The sequence below is a fragment of the Novosphingobium mathurense genome, from assembly GCF_900168325.1.
GTDB lineage: Bacteria > Pseudomonadota > Alphaproteobacteria > Sphingomonadales > Sphingomonadaceae > Novosphingobium > Novosphingobium mathurense.
In genome coordinates this window covers 40,188-54,555 of record NZ_FVZE01000002.1, presented here as the reverse complement: position 1 = coordinate 54,555, position 14,368 = coordinate 40,188, and the positions used below count along the sequence as shown (strand labels likewise).

15 protein-coding genes are annotated in these 14,368 nt (G+C 63.8%); 11 read left to right on the top strand and 4 right to left on the bottom strand.

Features of this window, described 5'->3' with window-relative positions; genetic code table 11:
• Nucleotides 1–102 precede the first annotated feature (102 nt).
• The 3 genes from B5483_RS07045 to B5483_RS07035 all read left to right on the top strand — a co-directional run bounded on the left by B5483_RS07045 (nucleotide 103) and on the right by B5483_RS07035 (nucleotide 3,788).
• Nucleotides 103–1,626 (top strand): fumarate hydratase, encoded by a 1,524-nt coding sequence (locus B5483_RS07045; protein ID WP_176167972.1) that lies wholly within the window; start codon nucleotides 103–105, stop codon nucleotides 1,624–1,626.
• 106 nt (nucleotides 1,627–1,732) lie between these two features.
• Nucleotides 1,733–3,040: a sensor histidine kinase gene (locus B5483_RS07040; RefSeq protein ID WP_054944615.1), complete on the top strand. Its 1,308-nt coding sequence runs from the start codon at nucleotides 1,733–1,735 to the stop codon at nucleotides 3,038–3,040.
• A 1-nt stretch (nucleotide 3,041) separates the two neighbouring features.
• Nucleotides 3,042–3,788, top strand: coding sequence for a LytR/AlgR family response regulator transcription factor (locus B5483_RS07035; RefSeq protein ID WP_176168004.1), 747 nt, complete (start codon nucleotides 3,042–3,044; stop codon nucleotides 3,786–3,788).
• A gap of 126 nt (nucleotides 3,789–3,914) precedes the next feature.
• On the opposite strand, the gene B5483_RS07030 is transcribed toward B5483_RS07035, so the two are convergent.
• Nucleotides 3,915–4,223, bottom strand: coding sequence for a UrcA family protein (locus tag B5483_RS07030; protein ID WP_054946409.1), 309 nt, complete (start codon nucleotides 4,221–4,223; stop codon nucleotides 3,915–3,917).
• A gap of 293 nt (nucleotides 4,224–4,516) precedes the next feature.
• Here B5483_RS07030 and B5483_RS07025 point away from each other — a divergent pair, with 293 nt between their 5' ends.
• The 3 genes from B5483_RS07025 to B5483_RS07015 are packed head-to-tail and all read left to right on the top strand — an operon-like array spanning nucleotide 4,517 to nucleotide 6,548.
• Nucleotides 4,517–4,786, top strand: a complete 270-nt coding sequence (locus tag B5483_RS07025; RefSeq protein WP_054946410.1) for a hypothetical protein — start codon at nucleotides 4,517–4,519, stop codon at nucleotides 4,784–4,786.
• Between the two features lie 36 nt (nucleotides 4,787–4,822).
• Nucleotides 4,823–5,677 carry a diacylglycerol/lipid kinase family protein gene (locus tag B5483_RS07020; protein WP_079729932.1) on the top strand — a complete coding sequence of 285 codons (855 nt, stop codon included), beginning with the start codon at nucleotides 4,823–4,825 and terminating at the stop codon, nucleotides 5,675–5,677.
• A gap of 10 nt (nucleotides 5,678–5,687) precedes the next feature.
• Nucleotides 5,688–6,548, top strand: coding sequence for a metallophosphoesterase family protein (locus B5483_RS07015; RefSeq protein WP_054946437.1), 861 nt, complete (start codon nucleotides 5,688–5,690; stop codon nucleotides 6,546–6,548).
• Between the two features lie 143 nt (nucleotides 6,549–6,691).
• On the opposite strand, the gene B5483_RS07010 is transcribed toward B5483_RS07015, so the two are convergent.
• Genes B5483_RS07010 through B5483_RS07000 form a run of 3 tightly spaced genes read right to left on the bottom strand, consistent with a single transcriptional unit; the run spans nucleotide 6,692 to nucleotide 8,346 of the window.
• Nucleotides 6,692–7,405 (bottom strand): GIN domain-containing protein, encoded by a 714-nt coding sequence (locus tag B5483_RS07010; RefSeq protein ID WP_079729931.1) that lies wholly within the window; start codon nucleotides 7,403–7,405, stop codon nucleotides 6,692–6,694.
• A gap of 25 nt (nucleotides 7,406–7,430) precedes the next feature.
• Nucleotides 7,431–7,997, bottom strand: coding sequence for a DUF1700 domain-containing protein (locus B5483_RS07005; RefSeq protein WP_054946413.1), 567 nt, complete (start codon nucleotides 7,995–7,997; stop codon nucleotides 7,431–7,433).
• Nucleotides 7,987–8,346: a PadR family transcriptional regulator gene (locus tag B5483_RS07000; protein ID WP_054946414.1), complete on the bottom strand. Its 360-nt coding sequence runs from the start codon at nucleotides 8,344–8,346 to the stop codon at nucleotides 7,987–7,989. The genes B5483_RS07005 and B5483_RS07000 overlap by 11 nt, the downstream gene beginning before the upstream one ends.
• Before the next feature lie 251 nt (nucleotides 8,347–8,597).
• Here B5483_RS07000 and B5483_RS06995 point away from each other — a divergent pair, with 251 nt between their 5' ends.
• The 5 genes from B5483_RS06995 to B5483_RS06975 all read left to right on the top strand — a co-directional run bounded on the left by B5483_RS06995 (nucleotide 8,598) and on the right by B5483_RS06975 (nucleotide 14,300).
• Nucleotides 8,598–9,953, top strand: coding sequence for a PAS domain-containing protein (locus B5483_RS06995; RefSeq protein ID WP_079729930.1), 1,356 nt, complete (start codon nucleotides 8,598–8,600; stop codon nucleotides 9,951–9,953).
• A gap of 181 nt (nucleotides 9,954–10,134) precedes the next feature.
• Nucleotides 10,135–11,475, top strand: a complete 1,341-nt coding sequence (locus tag B5483_RS06990) for a M48 family metalloprotease (RefSeq protein WP_139383935.1) — start codon at nucleotides 10,135–10,137, stop codon at nucleotides 11,473–11,475.
• A gap of 66 nt (nucleotides 11,476–11,541) precedes the next feature.
• Nucleotides 11,542–12,228, top strand: a complete 687-nt coding sequence (locus B5483_RS06985; RefSeq protein WP_054946417.1) for a DsbA family protein — start codon at nucleotides 11,542–11,544, stop codon at nucleotides 12,226–12,228.
• 64 nt (nucleotides 12,229–12,292) lie between these two features.
• Complete coding sequence (locus B5483_RS06980) at nucleotides 12,293–13,456, top strand: sensor histidine kinase (RefSeq protein WP_054946418.1); 1,164 nt, start codon at nucleotides 12,293–12,295, stop codon at nucleotides 13,454–13,456.
• 46 nt (nucleotides 13,457–13,502) lie between these two features.
• A complete protein-coding gene (locus B5483_RS06975; RefSeq protein WP_013834537.1) occupies nucleotides 13,503–14,300 on the top strand; it encodes a LytR/AlgR family response regulator transcription factor in 798 nt (265 codons plus the stop codon).
• Nucleotides 14,301–14,368: the final 68 nt, after the last annotated feature.

The window sequence follows — 14,368 nt, the reverse complement described above, 5'->3', positions numbered from 1 at the left end:
ACAATACGCTCGTCGAGTTGTCGTAGCGCTTTGACGATCACCCCGTCCCGCCGTATGGGGACCGGCAAATCCACGATTTCCGCGAACCGGGAGCGCAATTCCATGGCAGATATGGTGACAATCCGCGAAGACGACCTCATCGAGAGTGTTGCCGACGCCCTCCAGTACATCAGTTACTTCCACCCGATGGACTACATCCGCGCGCTGGGCGACGCCTACGAGGCGGAGCAGGGCCCCGCGGCAAAGGACGCCATCGCGCAGATCCTGACCAACAGCCGCATGTGCGCGGAAGGGCATCGCCCGATCTGCCAGGACACCGGCATCGTCAACGTCTTCATCGAGTGGGGCCAGAACTGCCGCCTCGAATCCGACCGCAGCTTGCAGGAAGTGGTCGATGAAGGTGTGCGCCGCGCCTACAACAATGCCGAGAACAAGCTGCGCGCCTCGGTGCTGGCGGATCCTGCCTTCACCCGCCGTAATACCAAGGACAACACCCCCTCGGTTCTGTCGGTCAGCATGGTCCCGGGCTCGAAGGTCTCGGTCGACGTTGCCGCCAAGGGTGGCGGCTCTGAAAACAAGTCGAAGTTCAAGATGATGAATCCCAGCGATTCCATCGTCGACTGGGTGATCGAGATGCTTCCGCAGATGGGTGCCGGCTGGTGCCCGCCCGGCATGCTGGGCATCGGCATCGGCGGAACCGCGGAACACTGCGTCAAGCTTGCCAAGCAGAGCCTGATGGAGCCGATCGACATGGCCCAGCTCAAGGCTCGCGGGCCCCAGAACGACATCGAGGCGCTGCGCATCGAGATCTTCGACAAGGTGAACGCGCTGGGCATCGGCGCGCAGGGCCTTGGCGGCCTTGCCACCATCCTCGACGTCAAGATCATGGACTGGCCGTGCCATGCCGCCGGCAAGCCCGTCGCCATGATTCCGAACTGTGCCGCCACTCGCCACGCGCACTTCACGCTGGACGGTTCGGGGCCGAGCTTCCTCGAGACGCCGAACCTCGACGACTGGCCGAAGGTCGAATGGGCTCCCGATGCCGGCGCAAAGCGCATCGACCTCGACACGCTCACCCCGGAAATCGTCCAGAGCTGGAAGCAGGGCGACCGCCTGCTGCTCAACGGCAAGATGCTCACCGGCCGCGATGCCGCGCACAAGCGCATCCAGGACATGCTGGCCAAGGGCGAGGAACTGCCGGTCGAGTTCAAGGGCCGCGTGATCTACTACGTCGGCCCCGTCGATCCGGTGCGCGAGGAAGTGGTCGGTCCGGCCGGTCCCACCACCGCCACCCGCATGGACAAGTTCATGGACATGATGCTGGGCCAGGGCCTGCTCGCCAGCATCGGCAAGTCGGAGCGCGGCCCTGCCGCCACCGAGTCCATCGCCAAGCACAAGTCGGCCTACCTCATGGCCGTCGGCGGCGCTGCCTACCTCGTCGCCCGCGCGATCAAGGAAGCCAAGGTCGTCGGCTTCGCCGACCTCGGCATGGAAGCGATCTACGAATTCACCGTCAAGGACATGCCGGTGACCGTTGCGGTCGATTCCGAAGGCAAGAACGTCCACCAGCTGGCCCCGCTGGTCTGGAAGGAAAAGATCGCCAAGGAGCATCTGCTCGCCGACTGATCTCCGGCAGGCAAAGGCCCCCGGATCCGGTGCATCGACGAACGGCGCACCGGATCCGATCGGGGAACTGGCGCGAAAGGGAACTTTCGCGCTATTCCGATCGGTTATGACGGATCTTTCCAACGAACCCCGGGTTCCGGCGCGGCTGGTGCTGCTGTCGCTGGCGGCCCTTTGGGCGTGCTACTTCACGGTCGCGACGCTGCGCGGCGTGGTGATCGGCTTCGATTTCGTATGGCCGATCATCTCGCGCCGGCTGACGATCTGCATTCTGTCCATGCTGGTCATGGTGGCGGTGTGGCCGCTGCTGCAGATGCTCGACCGCAAGTCCGCGGGGGTGCGGCTGGCCGTGGTGTTGGTGGGTGCCCTGCCCCTGTCGCTGGTCCTCAGCCTGATCAACAACACGATCTTCTCCGACATCGAATATGACGAGGACCAGGGCGGCAAGCACGAGACGTCGGTGACGACGCAAAAGGGCAACGTGCGCATTTCGCGGGACGAGGCCGGAAACATCCTGGTCGACCTGCCAAACCTGCGCGAAACCGGCGGGCCCGGAGACGAGGGCACCGGGGCCGCGGGAGAAGAGGCGGTCCCCGATGTGCAGGTGCACCCCACCCGGCGCGATAACGGCGAATCCGCCATCACCATTCACACCGAAATGCCCAAGGATGCTGCGTTCAAGCGCTGGGCCGGGATCGCCGACACCGCATTCGGGCGCTATTTCCTCGTCCTGGCCTGGGCAGCGCTGTACTTCGCGCTGGCCAAGGCGGAGGAAGCCCGCGCGGCCGAGCGGCGCGAGGGTGAATATCGCCGCGCGGCAGAGGCGGCGGAGCTGCGCTCGCTGCGCTATCAGGTCAATCCGCACTTCCTGTTCAACACGCTCAACTCGCTTTCGGCGCTGGTCATGACTGGCAGGCAGGACGATGCCGAAACGATGATCCAGACGCTTTCCACGTTTTACCGGCGCACCCTGTCGGGCGATCCGACCGGCGATCTGCCGCTGGCTGAAGAGATCGAGCTGCAGCAGCTATACTTCGCCATCGAGGCGGTGCGTTTTCCCAATCGTTTGCTGACGAAGATCGATATTGACGATGCCGTCGTCGATGCGAAGGTGCCGGGCATGATCCTCCAGCCGCTGGTCGAAAACTCGGTCAAGTACGCGGTCGCCGCCACGCAGAAGCCGGTGACGATCGCCATCGCTGCGCATCGGGAAGGGGAAGAACTGGTGATTTCGGTAAGCGACGACGGTCCCGGCATCGAAGCGGGCAAGACGCAAGGCTGCGGAATCGGCCTGGGTAATGTCCGTGACAGGCTGCGGGCCCGCTATGGCAGCGCGGGCAGCATCGATTTCGGAAAGACGGCCGATGGCGGCTTCGCCACGGTCCTGAGAATGCCGCTGGAGCATCGCCGTGGCTGAAATGGATGCGGGCAACGGCGCTGCGCAAGGCCCACTGAAAACGCTGATCGTCGATGATGAACCTCTCGCGGTAGAGCGCATGCAGGTGATCTGTGCGCGCATGGACGGGATTACCGTGACCGGTACGGCCAGCGATGGCGAAGCCGCGCTGCGTCTGATCGAGGCGCTCAGGCCCGATCTCGTGCTGCTGGACCTGACGATGCCGGAAACCGACGGTCTCACCGTCGCCCGCAGGCTGTCGGGCAAGGCGGACGCGCCTGCGGTGATCTTCGTGACGGCGCATGACGAGTTTGCGGTCGAGGCCTTCGATCTCGATGCGGTCGACTACGTGCTCAAGCCGGTTGCGCCCGATCGGCTGCAACGCGCCATCGGGCGGGTCATGGCAAGGCGCGGTGAACGCAATGCCCCGCCGAGCGAGTGGCTCGAGGAATTCTGGGTGCCTCACCGCTCCGAACTGGTGCGGATCCCGGCAAGCGACGTGCAGCGCATCGATGCAGAGCGCGACTACGTGCGCCTGCATGTGCCGGGGCAGAGTTACCTGCTGCTACAGACCATCACCAGCCTCGAGCAGAAGCTCGATCCGGAGCACTTTATCCGCATCCACCGCAGCTGCATCCTGCGCCGCGATTTCGTGATGGGTCTCAAGCATGAGGGGCTGGGCGTGTGGTCGGCAGAAACCGGCGACGGTGAAGCCTTGCGGATTGGCCGGACCTACCTGCCCGCAGTCAAGAAGATGGCGGGCCGCTGAGCCTTACGTCCCGGTTTCCTGCCGTTGTGGGATGCGCAAAGAAAAACGGCGGGCCGCAAAGCCCGCCGCAGGCGTTTTTCCGGGTCTTATTTTTTTGGGACCTCGTTGGTTCGGAAGGCATAGGCCTCAGCCGCCGAGCTGCGATTCCCGAGCGGCTTCGATCTTGCTCGCCATCAGCGTCTTCGCGCTTTCCAGGGCCTTGCGGTAGCACTGGATCTTCTCACGCGAGTGGATGCGCGAACCGGTGTCGTAACGATCGTATTCGCAGGCGCTGCGGGCGGCGCGATCGATGCGGCGTTCCAGGGTCTGCTGGCCTTCGACCGAAGCCAGGTCGAGATCGGCATAGCGGACCTCGACGTCCCTGGCGAAGGACGGGGCCGCGGTCAGGGCAAGGCCAAGAAGTGCGGCGGCGGCGATCGGGGTAGTCGTGAACATCGTGATTTCCTCCTCGGGTCTGAGCCAGGGCGGAAAGTGTTCCGGGCGGCTCGATGAGATTGTTCTGCCCCCGATTCCCGCGGGCTTCACGCGCACCTCGACCGCGGGTCGTTCGACTTCGACGAAAGGCCTGCAACTTGGATGAACGACATATGCAGCCGACGAACGGCGAGCGTCGGTCCCCGGAAAAACCGTCCAATCTGCCGGTAATCTGCCTTCAGGCCCGTGAATCGGCCCTGTGATTCGTGCATGTGCTGGCAAGTTCGCTGCGCGCGATGTAGAGTGTGACGGCAATGGTGGGCCTGATCATCGTCTTTTGCCTGGGCGTACTCAACTTCGCTGCGCACAAGGCTGTTCTGGAAAGCGGCCACCCCATGCTTGCGCACGTGCCCTGGTTCTTTCAGCCGCTGGGGGGACGTCTCAGCCTGATCGTCGAATTCGCAATGCTGCTGGGCGCGATGGTCATGGCCGCGGCGGGGTCTTCCGGCTGGGCCTGGGTCTATGCGCTCTACACCGTGCTCAACGGCTTTTCCGCATGGCTCATCTACAGCGGCAAGGTGTGACGGGAACCGCGGGGCAGCCGGCCGGTTTTTTGCTGCATGGGAAACGCAAAGAAAACCTGGCTGGTCTGTAACGCGGCGAGCGGCAGCAATGACGATGAAGCCGTTGCCGAACTGGTTAGCGCGCTGGACAACGCGGGCATGCCGCCGGCCCGGCGTATCCGCTTCCCGGACGAAAGCGCGCCCACTCCCGAAGAACTCGATGCCCAGGGCGTGGATCTGCTGTTGGTGTTCGGCGGTGACGGGACCACCCATACCGTCGTCACCAGGGCTTATGGCTGGAACGGCGCGGTGCTGGTCCTGCCGGGCGGCACGATGAACCTGCTGTCCAAGCGCCTGCACGGCGACGTCCCCGCGACGCAGATCGTCGAAAGGCTCGCAAGGGGCAAGGCCCGCCGCGTCCGGCCGAGCGTCATCCGTTCGCGCCATGGTGAAGGGCTGACCGGCGTCTTGGCCGGGCCGGGTGCGATCTGGAACGAAGTGCGCGAGGCAATCCGCTCGTCCAGCATCCTGGAAGTCGTGACGGCCACGCGCGAAGCGATCGCCCATTCCACAAGCGCACCCAAGGTGGTCTGCGAAGGTGTCGACTGCGGGCGCGAGGAAGGCTATGCGGCGATCACCGTGAACCCGCATGACTCCGGCCTCGAAGTAAAAGGCTATTATGCCGAGACGCTTGGCGATTTCGCCGGGCAGGGTATCGCGCTGCTCAATCGAAACTTTCGCGATGGCCCGCACGACCGGTTGGGCATTCACGAAACCATCCGGCTCGTTTGCCCCGAGGGAGAACCCATGGGCCTGTTGATCGACGGCGAACCCTTCGACGGGGGAACCGCGGACCAGTTCAGTCTGGCCAATTGCGAAGTAGACCTGTTGGCAACCGCCGATGCACGGTAAGGTCTCGAGCATGTATTCCGGTCCGATCAAGCTCTTCCATCTCAGTGACATCCATTTCGGACTGGAAGACCGCGACGCTCTCGCCTGGGTGGAGCAGTGCATTGCCCGCGAAAAGCCGCATGCGGTTGCCATCACCGGCGACCTGACGATGCGCGCGCGCCATCGCGAGTTCGCGGCGGCAACCGACTGGATTTCCGCGCTCGACGTGCCGGTCACGGTCGAGGTCGGCAATCACGACATGCCCTATTTCAACCTGCTCGAGCGTTTTACCACGCCCTACAAGCGGTTTCACAAGATCGAACGCATGGTCGAGGCGCAGCTGGACCTGCCCGATCTTGCCATCGTTCCGCTCAAGACGGCGACGCGGGCGCAGTGGCGTTTTCCCTGGTCGAACGGGTGGGTGACACCAAGGGCGCTCGAGGAGACTCTGGCCGCCATCGATGCCCATCCTGCCGGAACGCGCATCCTTGTTACGGCGCATCACCCGCTGACCGAACGCGCGCCGAGCGGCAAACGCCTGACCATCGACGGGACGCAGGCGATGGAGGCCCTGGCCGAGCGCAAGGTAGCCGCGATCCTGACCGGGCATATTCACGATCCTTTCGATCTTCTCCAGCAGACCGCGCGCGGACCGCTGCGCATGATCGGTGCCGGTACGCTCTCGCGCCGCATCCGCTCCACCCCGCCGAGTTTCAACGAGATCCTGATCGACGGCGACGAGATCCGGGTCACCGCCCGCAATCTCGAACACGTCGCCACGCCGGACATGCAGATTCGCGAGGTACCGGAAAACGCGATGCCGCCGCGTGAGAGCGACGAGCCGGTGGCGCCGGTTCATGCCGTGCCCCCTGTCGATCCACCGGTGCACTGAGTTTCCAGGGCGCCGGGCGCGCCTGCAGACGGACTCACAGAAGAAGGCCGCACCGTCCCATGACGATGCGGCCTTCTTCGTGGATCGACCGCCGCTTGGCCGGGGGATGCCTGGCGGCGGAAGGCTCCTCCCTTCCGGTGTTCTCAGTAGTCGTGGTCGACCGAGCCGACGCCGTTGATCTGGCTGCGCAGGGTCGCAGGCTTGCGGACCAGGCTGACGTGGCCTGCACCGTTGATCACGACATCGATCAGGTTGCTCGCGCCCACGGTGACGTCACCCACGCCGTCGATGCGGACCACGGCGTCTTCGGCATCGACTTCGCCGACGTCGATCGATCCGGCGCCGGCCGAAGTGATGACCAGCTTGCGCACGCGGCCCTTGGCATCGAGATCGACCGCGCCTTCCGAGCGCAGCGTGAACTTCTCCTGGTCGAGACCGGCGAGAGTCACGTCGCCCGGGGCGTCGAGGTCGAGGCCGTTGATCTCGGGCGCGGTGATCCGGACCTTGATGCCGCGGCTGGAGCGGTACTTGCCCTCGATGCCGAGGCGACCGTCCACCCAGGTCAGGCGGTCGACGATCTTCTGCGGGCCGGTGACGACCATCTCGGAGGTATCGCCACGGGTGAAAGTGAGCTGGACCGGGATTTCCATGGCCAGCTTGGCGCCGGGCTCGACGGCGAACTTGCGGGTCTTGTCGGGCCCCCGGTCCTCGTCCTCGTCGCCGATGGTCCAAGTCCAGCCATGGCCTTCGGCGACGTCCTTGCGCAGTTTCTCACCGCCGATGACCCATGCCGAGCCGAATGCGACGATCGAAAGGATCACGCCGCTGGCGAATACGATGAGCAGTTTCCTGAGCATCTCAGTTTCTCCTTCCTTCGTCTTTTCAGTCTTCTGCGTGGATGGCAGGCTCGATCACCCGGTAGTGCAGGCGGCCGAACCACATGAGGGCATTGACGATCCCGATGCTGATCAGCATCAGCAGCGCGCCAGCCGCGACCGCGGCGCTCATCATGCCCAGTCCTGCGAGGATCGCGACCAGCCAGCCGCCGGGAAAGCCGCTGAAGGGTCCGGCGATCAGCACGAAGCCACCGGAAACGAAGATCGCCAGAACCGCCACGAACAGGCCGAACACGACGCCGATGACCGGCAGGACGACCGGCAGCAGTATCAGGATGTCGATCGTTGCCAGGCCCATGAAGGCCAGGATTGCGGACCATGCCGAAGACGGCGAGCGGGCGCTTTCCCAGTTGCGGAAACCGGCCTCGAAGCGCAGTTCGCGGGCCAGGCGGCTAGGATTGCCGAGGGCTGCGGCGACTTCTTCCTCGCTGCGGCCGTCTGCGGCGCCGGCGTCGAAATGCTCTTCGTAGTCGGCGACGATTTCGGCGATGTCTTCCTGAGGCATGCCCTTGAGGCCGGCCTTCAGGCGCTTGATGAACTCGTTACGCTTCATGGCTGGTCTCCCCTTCCTCCATCGGCGCTTCACTGCCGAGGATGAGGCCGTTCACGGCGGCGGTGAAGGTACGCCAGTCGCCAACCTGTTCTGACAGGCGTTCGCGACCGGTATCGGTGATGCGGTAGTACTTGCGCGGCGGACCCGAGGGCGATTCCTCGAGGTAGGTGGTCACCAGACCTTCCGACTGCATGCGGCGCATGAGCGGGTAGATCGTGCCTTCGCCCATATCGACCGCGTCGGCCATGCGGCTCGCGATTTCGTAGGCGTAGCTGTCACCGCGCGACAGCAGTGCCAGGACGCACAGCCCAAGCACCCCTTTCTTCAACTGGATTTCGATTTCGGACATCGAATCAACTCCTGCGGATGCCCAGTGTATATCGCAAGCTACTATGTGATGCAAGGTACCATGTTAAAGGTAGTACATATGCATTGATTGGTACCTCGCTATAAGCAGGTATCGGGCCATGTGCTGAGAAGGAAAAATCGCGTGTTCGCGGCAGCTTGCAGGCGCCGGCCGGAGACAATGGCGCAACTTAAGCGTTAATTTACCATGTTGCGCCAGAAGGGAGATCAATTCGACTTGCTGGGGATTTCCGCATGGACAGTTTGCGCGGTCAGTTTTCTGGAGAGGACCAGCCCGAGGAGGGCTCCTGCCACGAACAGGACAGCGGCCGGCAGCCGCCCGCCATCATCGGCAAGGATGAACGGCGCATGCAGGTGCGCGCCTACAATTTCTGGGCGAGTCTGCTGGATAACCGCCAGTTTCCGGACATTGCCGACCTCGATCCGGAAAGCCTCGGCGATTTCGGACCCTATAGCGTATTGCTCGACTTTACCCATGGAGTCGACGATCCGGCGGTCGTCTATCTCGGCGCGGAACTGGCCGACGAATGCGGCACGACCGGCGCGATTCGCACCCTGAGCCAGGTCCCCACCCGCTCATTGCTGTCACGCATCACCGATCACTACATGCAGATCATTGCGAACCAGGCGCCGATCGGTTTCGAGGCGGAATTCGTCAACCAGCGCGGCGCGACGATTCTCTATCGCGGCATTCTCCTGCCCTTCTCGCGCAACGACGACCAGATCGATCACATCTATGGCGTGATCAACTGGAAGGAACTGGCCGACCAGACCAGCACCGATGCGCTGATGAAGCAGATCGACGAAGCGGTCGAATCGCGCCCGGCCATGCTGCGCAGCACGATGCCGCTGACCGGTTGGGCCGACGGCCCGCTCGATCTCGGCATGGTCGAACCGGTCGAAGGGCCGGCCGGGATGGACCTGTCGCTCGAGGGTTACGAGATCGACGAGGACTATTTCGAAGATGCGCCGATGCCGTCCGTCCATCGCGAGATGGAACTGGGCGACTGGCTTGCCTCGGCCCGCGAGCAGGCGATGCTCGCGCGCAGCAGCGAAGAACGTTCGCGCCACGCTCTCTACGAGGCGATCGGCCTTGCCTACGACTTCGCCCTCGCCGCCGAAGGCGCGCCGGAAGATTTCGCCGAACTCGTGGAGGATGCCGGCCTCAAGGTGCAGGACCGCGCGCCGCTGATTCCGCTGGTCAAGCTCGTCTTCGGCAGCGACTACGACAAGACCCGCCTGACCGAATTCGCGACCGTCATTGCCCATGGCCGCCGCCTCGGCCTCGAATGCGGGACGCTTGGGGCATTCCTGTCCGATGCGCCGGGCGGACTCAAGGGCCTCGTCAGGGAAGAGCGCCGTCTGCGCCGCGAGGAAAGCGGCAAGGGCAGCGGGCCGCTGTCGCGCCACGAGACCCTGATCGAGGGACTGCGTTGCCTCGATCCCAAGCCGATCGAGGAGGTCGCCCGCGAAAGCGAGTTCACGGTCATCGTCGCACGGCGACTGGAATCGGGCGAAGTGGTGTTGCTCGGCGAAGTCTGCGACGACGAGGCGCTTCTGGACCGCGCCGCTCGCCAGATTCTCGGATAGGCACCGCGTCGGGGCATTCGCCCGGTGCATGGCCTGCGCCGCTCTTGGAAACGGCACGGGTGCCCGCTAGGCTGGGCGCATCCCGTGCGACAACGGGCCTGACCCTGGCGCTTCAGCGGGGGTTAAGGCCAAAAAGGTTCCAAGAGAGACGATGCCGTTAGAGCGATTTGCCGTCCCCCTGATGAGGCTCCTTGCCTTTCTGGCCCTGCTGGGCTGGGCGGCTGCGCCCGCTGCGGCGCAATCGATCCTGCGCGATGCGGAGACCGAGGCCCTGCTCAAGGACATGGCGACGCCGCTGGTCAAGGCATCGGGCCTCGATCCGGCCAATGTCGACATCGTCCTCGTCAACGACCCTTCGGTGAATGCTTTCGTTGCGGGCGGACAGGCCGTCTACGTCAACAGCGGCCTGATCAATGAGGCGGATACCGCGGGCGAAGTGCAGGGCGTGATCGCTCACGAGCTGGGCCACGTGACCGGCGGGCACGCGGTACTCAATCTCGGTGCGAGCAGTGCAACCAATATCTCGCTGCTTTCGCTTCTCCTTGGCGCGGCTGCTGCCGCGGCCGGTGGCGGTGAGGCGGCGATGGGCGTGATCATGGCCGGGCAGCAGGCGGCCATGGGCAAGTACCTCGCCTACAACCGCTCGCAGGAAGCGTCGGCCGACGCTGCCGGGGCGCAGTACCTGTCGACAGCCGGGATAAGTGGCCGTGGCTCGGTCGAATTCTTCAAGAAGCTGCAGAACCTCGAATTCCGCTACGGCTACCGGCCCAAGGACGGCGACGAGTTCTACAGCACCCACCCGCTCACCGGTGACCGTATCCAGACGCTGCAGGATACTTATGAGAAGGACCCGGCCTGGACCAAGCCGGACGATCCCAAGCTGCAGCAGCGGTTCATGCGGATGAAGGCGAAGCTGTTCGGCTATCTCGCCGAACCCAAGGACGTCCTGCGCCGGTACCCGCTGACCGACAATTCCATTCCCGCCCACTATGCCCGCGCCTATGCCTATCACAAGGACGCGCAGTTCGATCTCGCCACGGCGGAGACCGACGCGCTGATCAAGGCCGATCCCGAAGATCCGTATTTCCTGGAGCTGGAAGGCCAGATCATGCTGGAATCGGGCCGTCCGCAGGAGGCGCTCGCGCCGCTGCGCAAGGCGACCGAACTGACCGGCAACCAGCCGCTGATCGCCACCCTCTTCGGTCACGCCCTGATCGCCACCGAGGACCCGTCGAACTTCAAGGAGGCCGAACGGGTGCTGCGCAATGCCGTGGCTCGCGACCGCGAGAATCCGTTCACCTGGTACCAGCTCGGCGTGATCTACGCGGCCAAGGGCGATATGCCGCGCGCGCGGCTCGCCAGCGCGGAGCAGCAGGTGCTGTCGGGTAACATGAATGCGGCGCTGATGAGCGCACAGGCGGCCGAGGCAGGCCTGCCGACGGGCACGCCGGACTGGATCCGCGCGCAGGATATTGAAATGCAGGCGCGCGCCGAACTGGAACGCGAGAAGAAGCGCCGCTAGGACAGCGCGAAGAAAGCGGCGGCGCGCTTTGCCGCAACGAGGCAGGATCTACGAATGGCTACAGGCATGAAGTACGCATTTTTCGCCGTGCTGATCGCGGTGCTCGGTGTCGGCGGCTGGTTCGGCGGGCGCATGGCGATCGAGAGCGTGGTGCACGACTATATCCTCGAGCATCCCGAGATCCTGCCGCAGGCGATGGAGAACCTCCAGAACCAGCAGAGCAGCAAGCAGCTGGCGGGCGTCCGCCAATCGGTGGAAACGCCCTTCCCCGGCGCGGTGCTGGGCAACCCCCAGGGCAAGGTCACGCTCGTCGAATTCAGCGACTATGCCTGCGGTTATTGCCGCGCGAGCCTGCCCGACGTGATCGAGCTGGTGAAGAAGAACCCCGACCTGCGCATCGTCATCCGCGAACTGCCGATCATCAGCCCGCATAGCCCGGAAGCGGCCAAGATGGCCCTCGCCGCGGCAGAGCAGGGCAAGTTTGCCGAATTCCACGATGCCATGTTCGCAGCCGGACAGCTCGACCCGCAGACCATCGAGGCGACGGCCAGGGCCGTCGGCCTCGACATGGAGCGCGCCCGCAAGGTGGCCGAAAGCAAGGACGTGGCAGCGGAAATCCAGCGTAATTACGAAACTGCCGGCAATCTCGGCTTCGGCGGAACGCCGAGCTGGATCGCGGGCGATCGCCTGATTTCGGGCGCCGTGGGTATCGATCAGCTCTCCAATGCGGTCGCCGACGCTCGGGGGAGTTGATAAACGGAACATCCCGTCGCACGGGATTGTTCAGCTTTGCGCTGAACTGGGCTAGGAAACGGACATGAGCGTCCTGCCGATCCAGCCCATTCCGTTCTTCGCCGACAAGGACAAGGCCTTCTGGCGCCTGCAGGCGCTCGGCTGGGGCGGCGCCATGCTGCTGCGCACGATGTCGGCGATCGCCAACGACCAGCGCCTGTCGTTCCTCGTCCTCGTCCTGATCGCCACGATCACCGGCTTCTCGATCTCGCTGGTGCTCTCGGTGATCTACCGCACCCTGATCACCCGCCGGGCGCTGGTGACCTGGGGCATGACCGCGCTGATCCTGCCCTTTGCGGTCGGCCTGAATGCCTTCATCGATGCCTGGGTCATTTCGCTGTACCGTTCGGACAGCGACGCGACCTTTACCCAGTTGTTCCTCGGCGTGTTCTATCTCGACGCCACCCTGCTCGGAGCCTGGTCCGCGCTGTATTACGCGATCAACTTCTATCTCCAGATCGAGGAGCAGAACGACCAGCTGATCCGGCTGGAGAACCAGGCGACCCAGGCGCAGCTGGCGATGCTGCGCTACCAGCTAAACCCTCACTTCCTGTTCAACACGCTCAATTCGATCTCGACCCTGGTGCTGCTCAAGCAGACGGAGCCGGCCAATGCCATGCTCTCGCGCCTCTCGTCGTTTCTGCGCTACACCTTGGTCAACAAGCCTTCCGCGCGGGTGACGGTTGCGCAGGAGGTGGAGACGCTCAAGCTCTATCTCGATATCGAGCGCATGCGTTTCGAAGAGCGCTTGCGGACCACCTTCCATATCGACCCGGCGACCGAATCCTGTCTGCTGCCCTCGCTGCTGCTCCAGCCGCTGGTCGAAAATGCCATCAAGTATGCAGTGACGCCGCAGGAGAGCGGGGCGGAAATCACCATTTCCGCGCAACTCGTCGGCTCCATGCTTCGCATTACCGTTTCGGACACCGGCCCCGGCTTGCAAAGCCCCACCACCGACAACAGGTTGTCGGGTATGTCATACGATGGAGGTGAGCCCGTCTCCACGGGCGTTGGTCTGTCCAATATCCGTGATCGCCTGTCCCAGGCCTATGGCGAACATCACCGATTCGAGACTGTCGAGCCGATCGAAGGCGGTTTTGCCGTCCTGATCGAAATTCCTGTCGAGCGCCGCGAAGCAGCAGAGGTCGTCCCGGAAGCCCCTCGGTTTGCCGCAATGGCTGCACAATGAAACAATTTTGGGTCTCATGCGTTATGGGGCCCGGAGAACGAACCAGATGACCATCCGCACCATCCTCGTCGATGATGAGAAACTCGCGATTCAGGGCCTTCAGTTGCGCCTTGAAAAGTATCCGGACGTCGAGATCATCGATACCTGTTCGAACGGACGCGAAGCGATCCGCAAGATCAAGACCGAAAAGCCCGACCTCGTGTTCCTCGACATCCAGATGCCCGGTTTCGACGGGTTCTCGGTGGTCAAGGGCGTCATGGAGATCGAGCCGCCGCTCTTCGTCTTCGTCACCGCCTATCAGGAACACGCCGTGCGCGCCTTCGAGGCGAACGCGGTGAACTACCTGATGAAGCCGGTCGAGGAATCGAAGCTCGACGATACCCTTGCCCGCGTGCGCCAGCGCATCGCCGAGAAGCGTTCTGCCGATGAGGCGGAGAAGCTGAAGAACGTGCTGGCCGAAGTCGCCCCCGACGCGGTCGAGGCGATGCCCGAGGAAACCGATCCCAACGCCGATCGCTACGAAAAGCTGATCAACATCAAGGATCGCGGCCAGATCTTCCGCATCGACGTGGACAGTATCGAGCATATCGAGGCGGCCGGCGACTACATGTGCATCCGCACGGCCGACAATTCGCTGATCCTGCGCGAGACGATGAAGGACCTTGAACGCCGGCTCGACCCGCGCGTGTTCCAGCGCGTCCATCGCTCGACCATCGTCAACCTGAACCAGGTCCGCCAGGTCAAGCCGCATACCAACGGGGAATGCTTCCTCGTGCTCGATTCAGGCGCGCAGGTGAAAGTCAGCCGCTCGTACCGCGATGTGATTGCGCGTTTCGTTCACTGATCGAGCTGCTACTGCCAGCGCACGAACACGAAAGGCCAGGGGCTCGCGCTCCTGGCCTTTCGTTGTAT

Bases quoted from the DNA above. Each gene is read 5' to 3' on its own strand.
- B5483_RS07035 (WP_176168004.1), top strand. From the start codon at position 3,042: ATGGATGCGGGCAACGGCGCTGCGCAAGGCCCACTGAAAACGCTGATC.
- B5483_RS07010 (WP_079729931.1), bottom strand. From the start codon at position 7,405: ATGCTCAGGAAACTGCTCATCGTATTCGCCAGCGGCGTGATCCTTTCG.
- B5483_RS06990 (WP_139383935.1), top strand. From the start codon at position 10,135: ATGAGGCTCCTTGCCTTTCTGGCCCTGCTGGGCTGGGCGGCTGCGCCC.
- B5483_RS07040 (WP_054944615.1), top strand. From the start codon at position 1,733: ATGACGGATCTTTCCAACGAACCCCGGGTTCCGGCGCGGCTGGTGCTG.
- B5483_RS07005 (WP_054946413.1), bottom strand. From the start codon at position 7,997: ATGAAGCGTAACGAGTTCATCAAGCGCCTGAAGGCCGGCCTCAAGGGC.
- B5483_RS06975 (WP_013834537.1), top strand. From the start codon at position 13,503: ATGACCATCCGCACCATCCTCGTCGATGATGAGAAACTCGCGATTCAG.
- B5483_RS06980 (WP_054946418.1), top strand. From the start codon at position 12,293: ATGAGCGTCCTGCCGATCCAGCCCATTCCGTTCTTCGCCGACAAGGAC.
- B5483_RS07015 (WP_054946437.1), top strand. From the start codon at position 5,688: ATGTATTCCGGTCCGATCAAGCTCTTCCATCTCAGTGACATCCATTTC.
- B5483_RS07045 (WP_176167972.1), top strand. From the start codon at position 103: ATGGCAGATATGGTGACAATCCGCGAAGACGACCTCATCGAGAGTGTT.
- B5483_RS07000 (WP_054946414.1), bottom strand. From the start codon at position 8,346: ATGTCCGAAATCGAAATCCAGTTGAAGAAAGGGGTGCTTGGGCTGTGC.
- B5483_RS07025 (WP_054946410.1), top strand. From the start codon at position 4,517: ATGGTGGGCCTGATCATCGTCTTTTGCCTGGGCGTACTCAACTTCGCT.
- B5483_RS07030 (WP_054946409.1), bottom strand. From the start codon at position 4,223: ATGTTCACGACTACCCCGATCGCCGCCGCCGCACTTCTTGGCCTTGCC.
- B5483_RS06995 (WP_079729930.1), top strand. From the start codon at position 8,598: ATGGACAGTTTGCGCGGTCAGTTTTCTGGAGAGGACCAGCCCGAGGAG.
- B5483_RS07020 (WP_079729932.1), top strand. From the start codon at position 4,823: ATGGGAAACGCAAAGAAAACCTGGCTGGTCTGTAACGCGGCGAGCGGC.
- B5483_RS06985 (WP_054946417.1), top strand. From the start codon at position 11,542: ATGAAGTACGCATTTTTCGCCGTGCTGATCGCGGTGCTCGGTGTCGGC.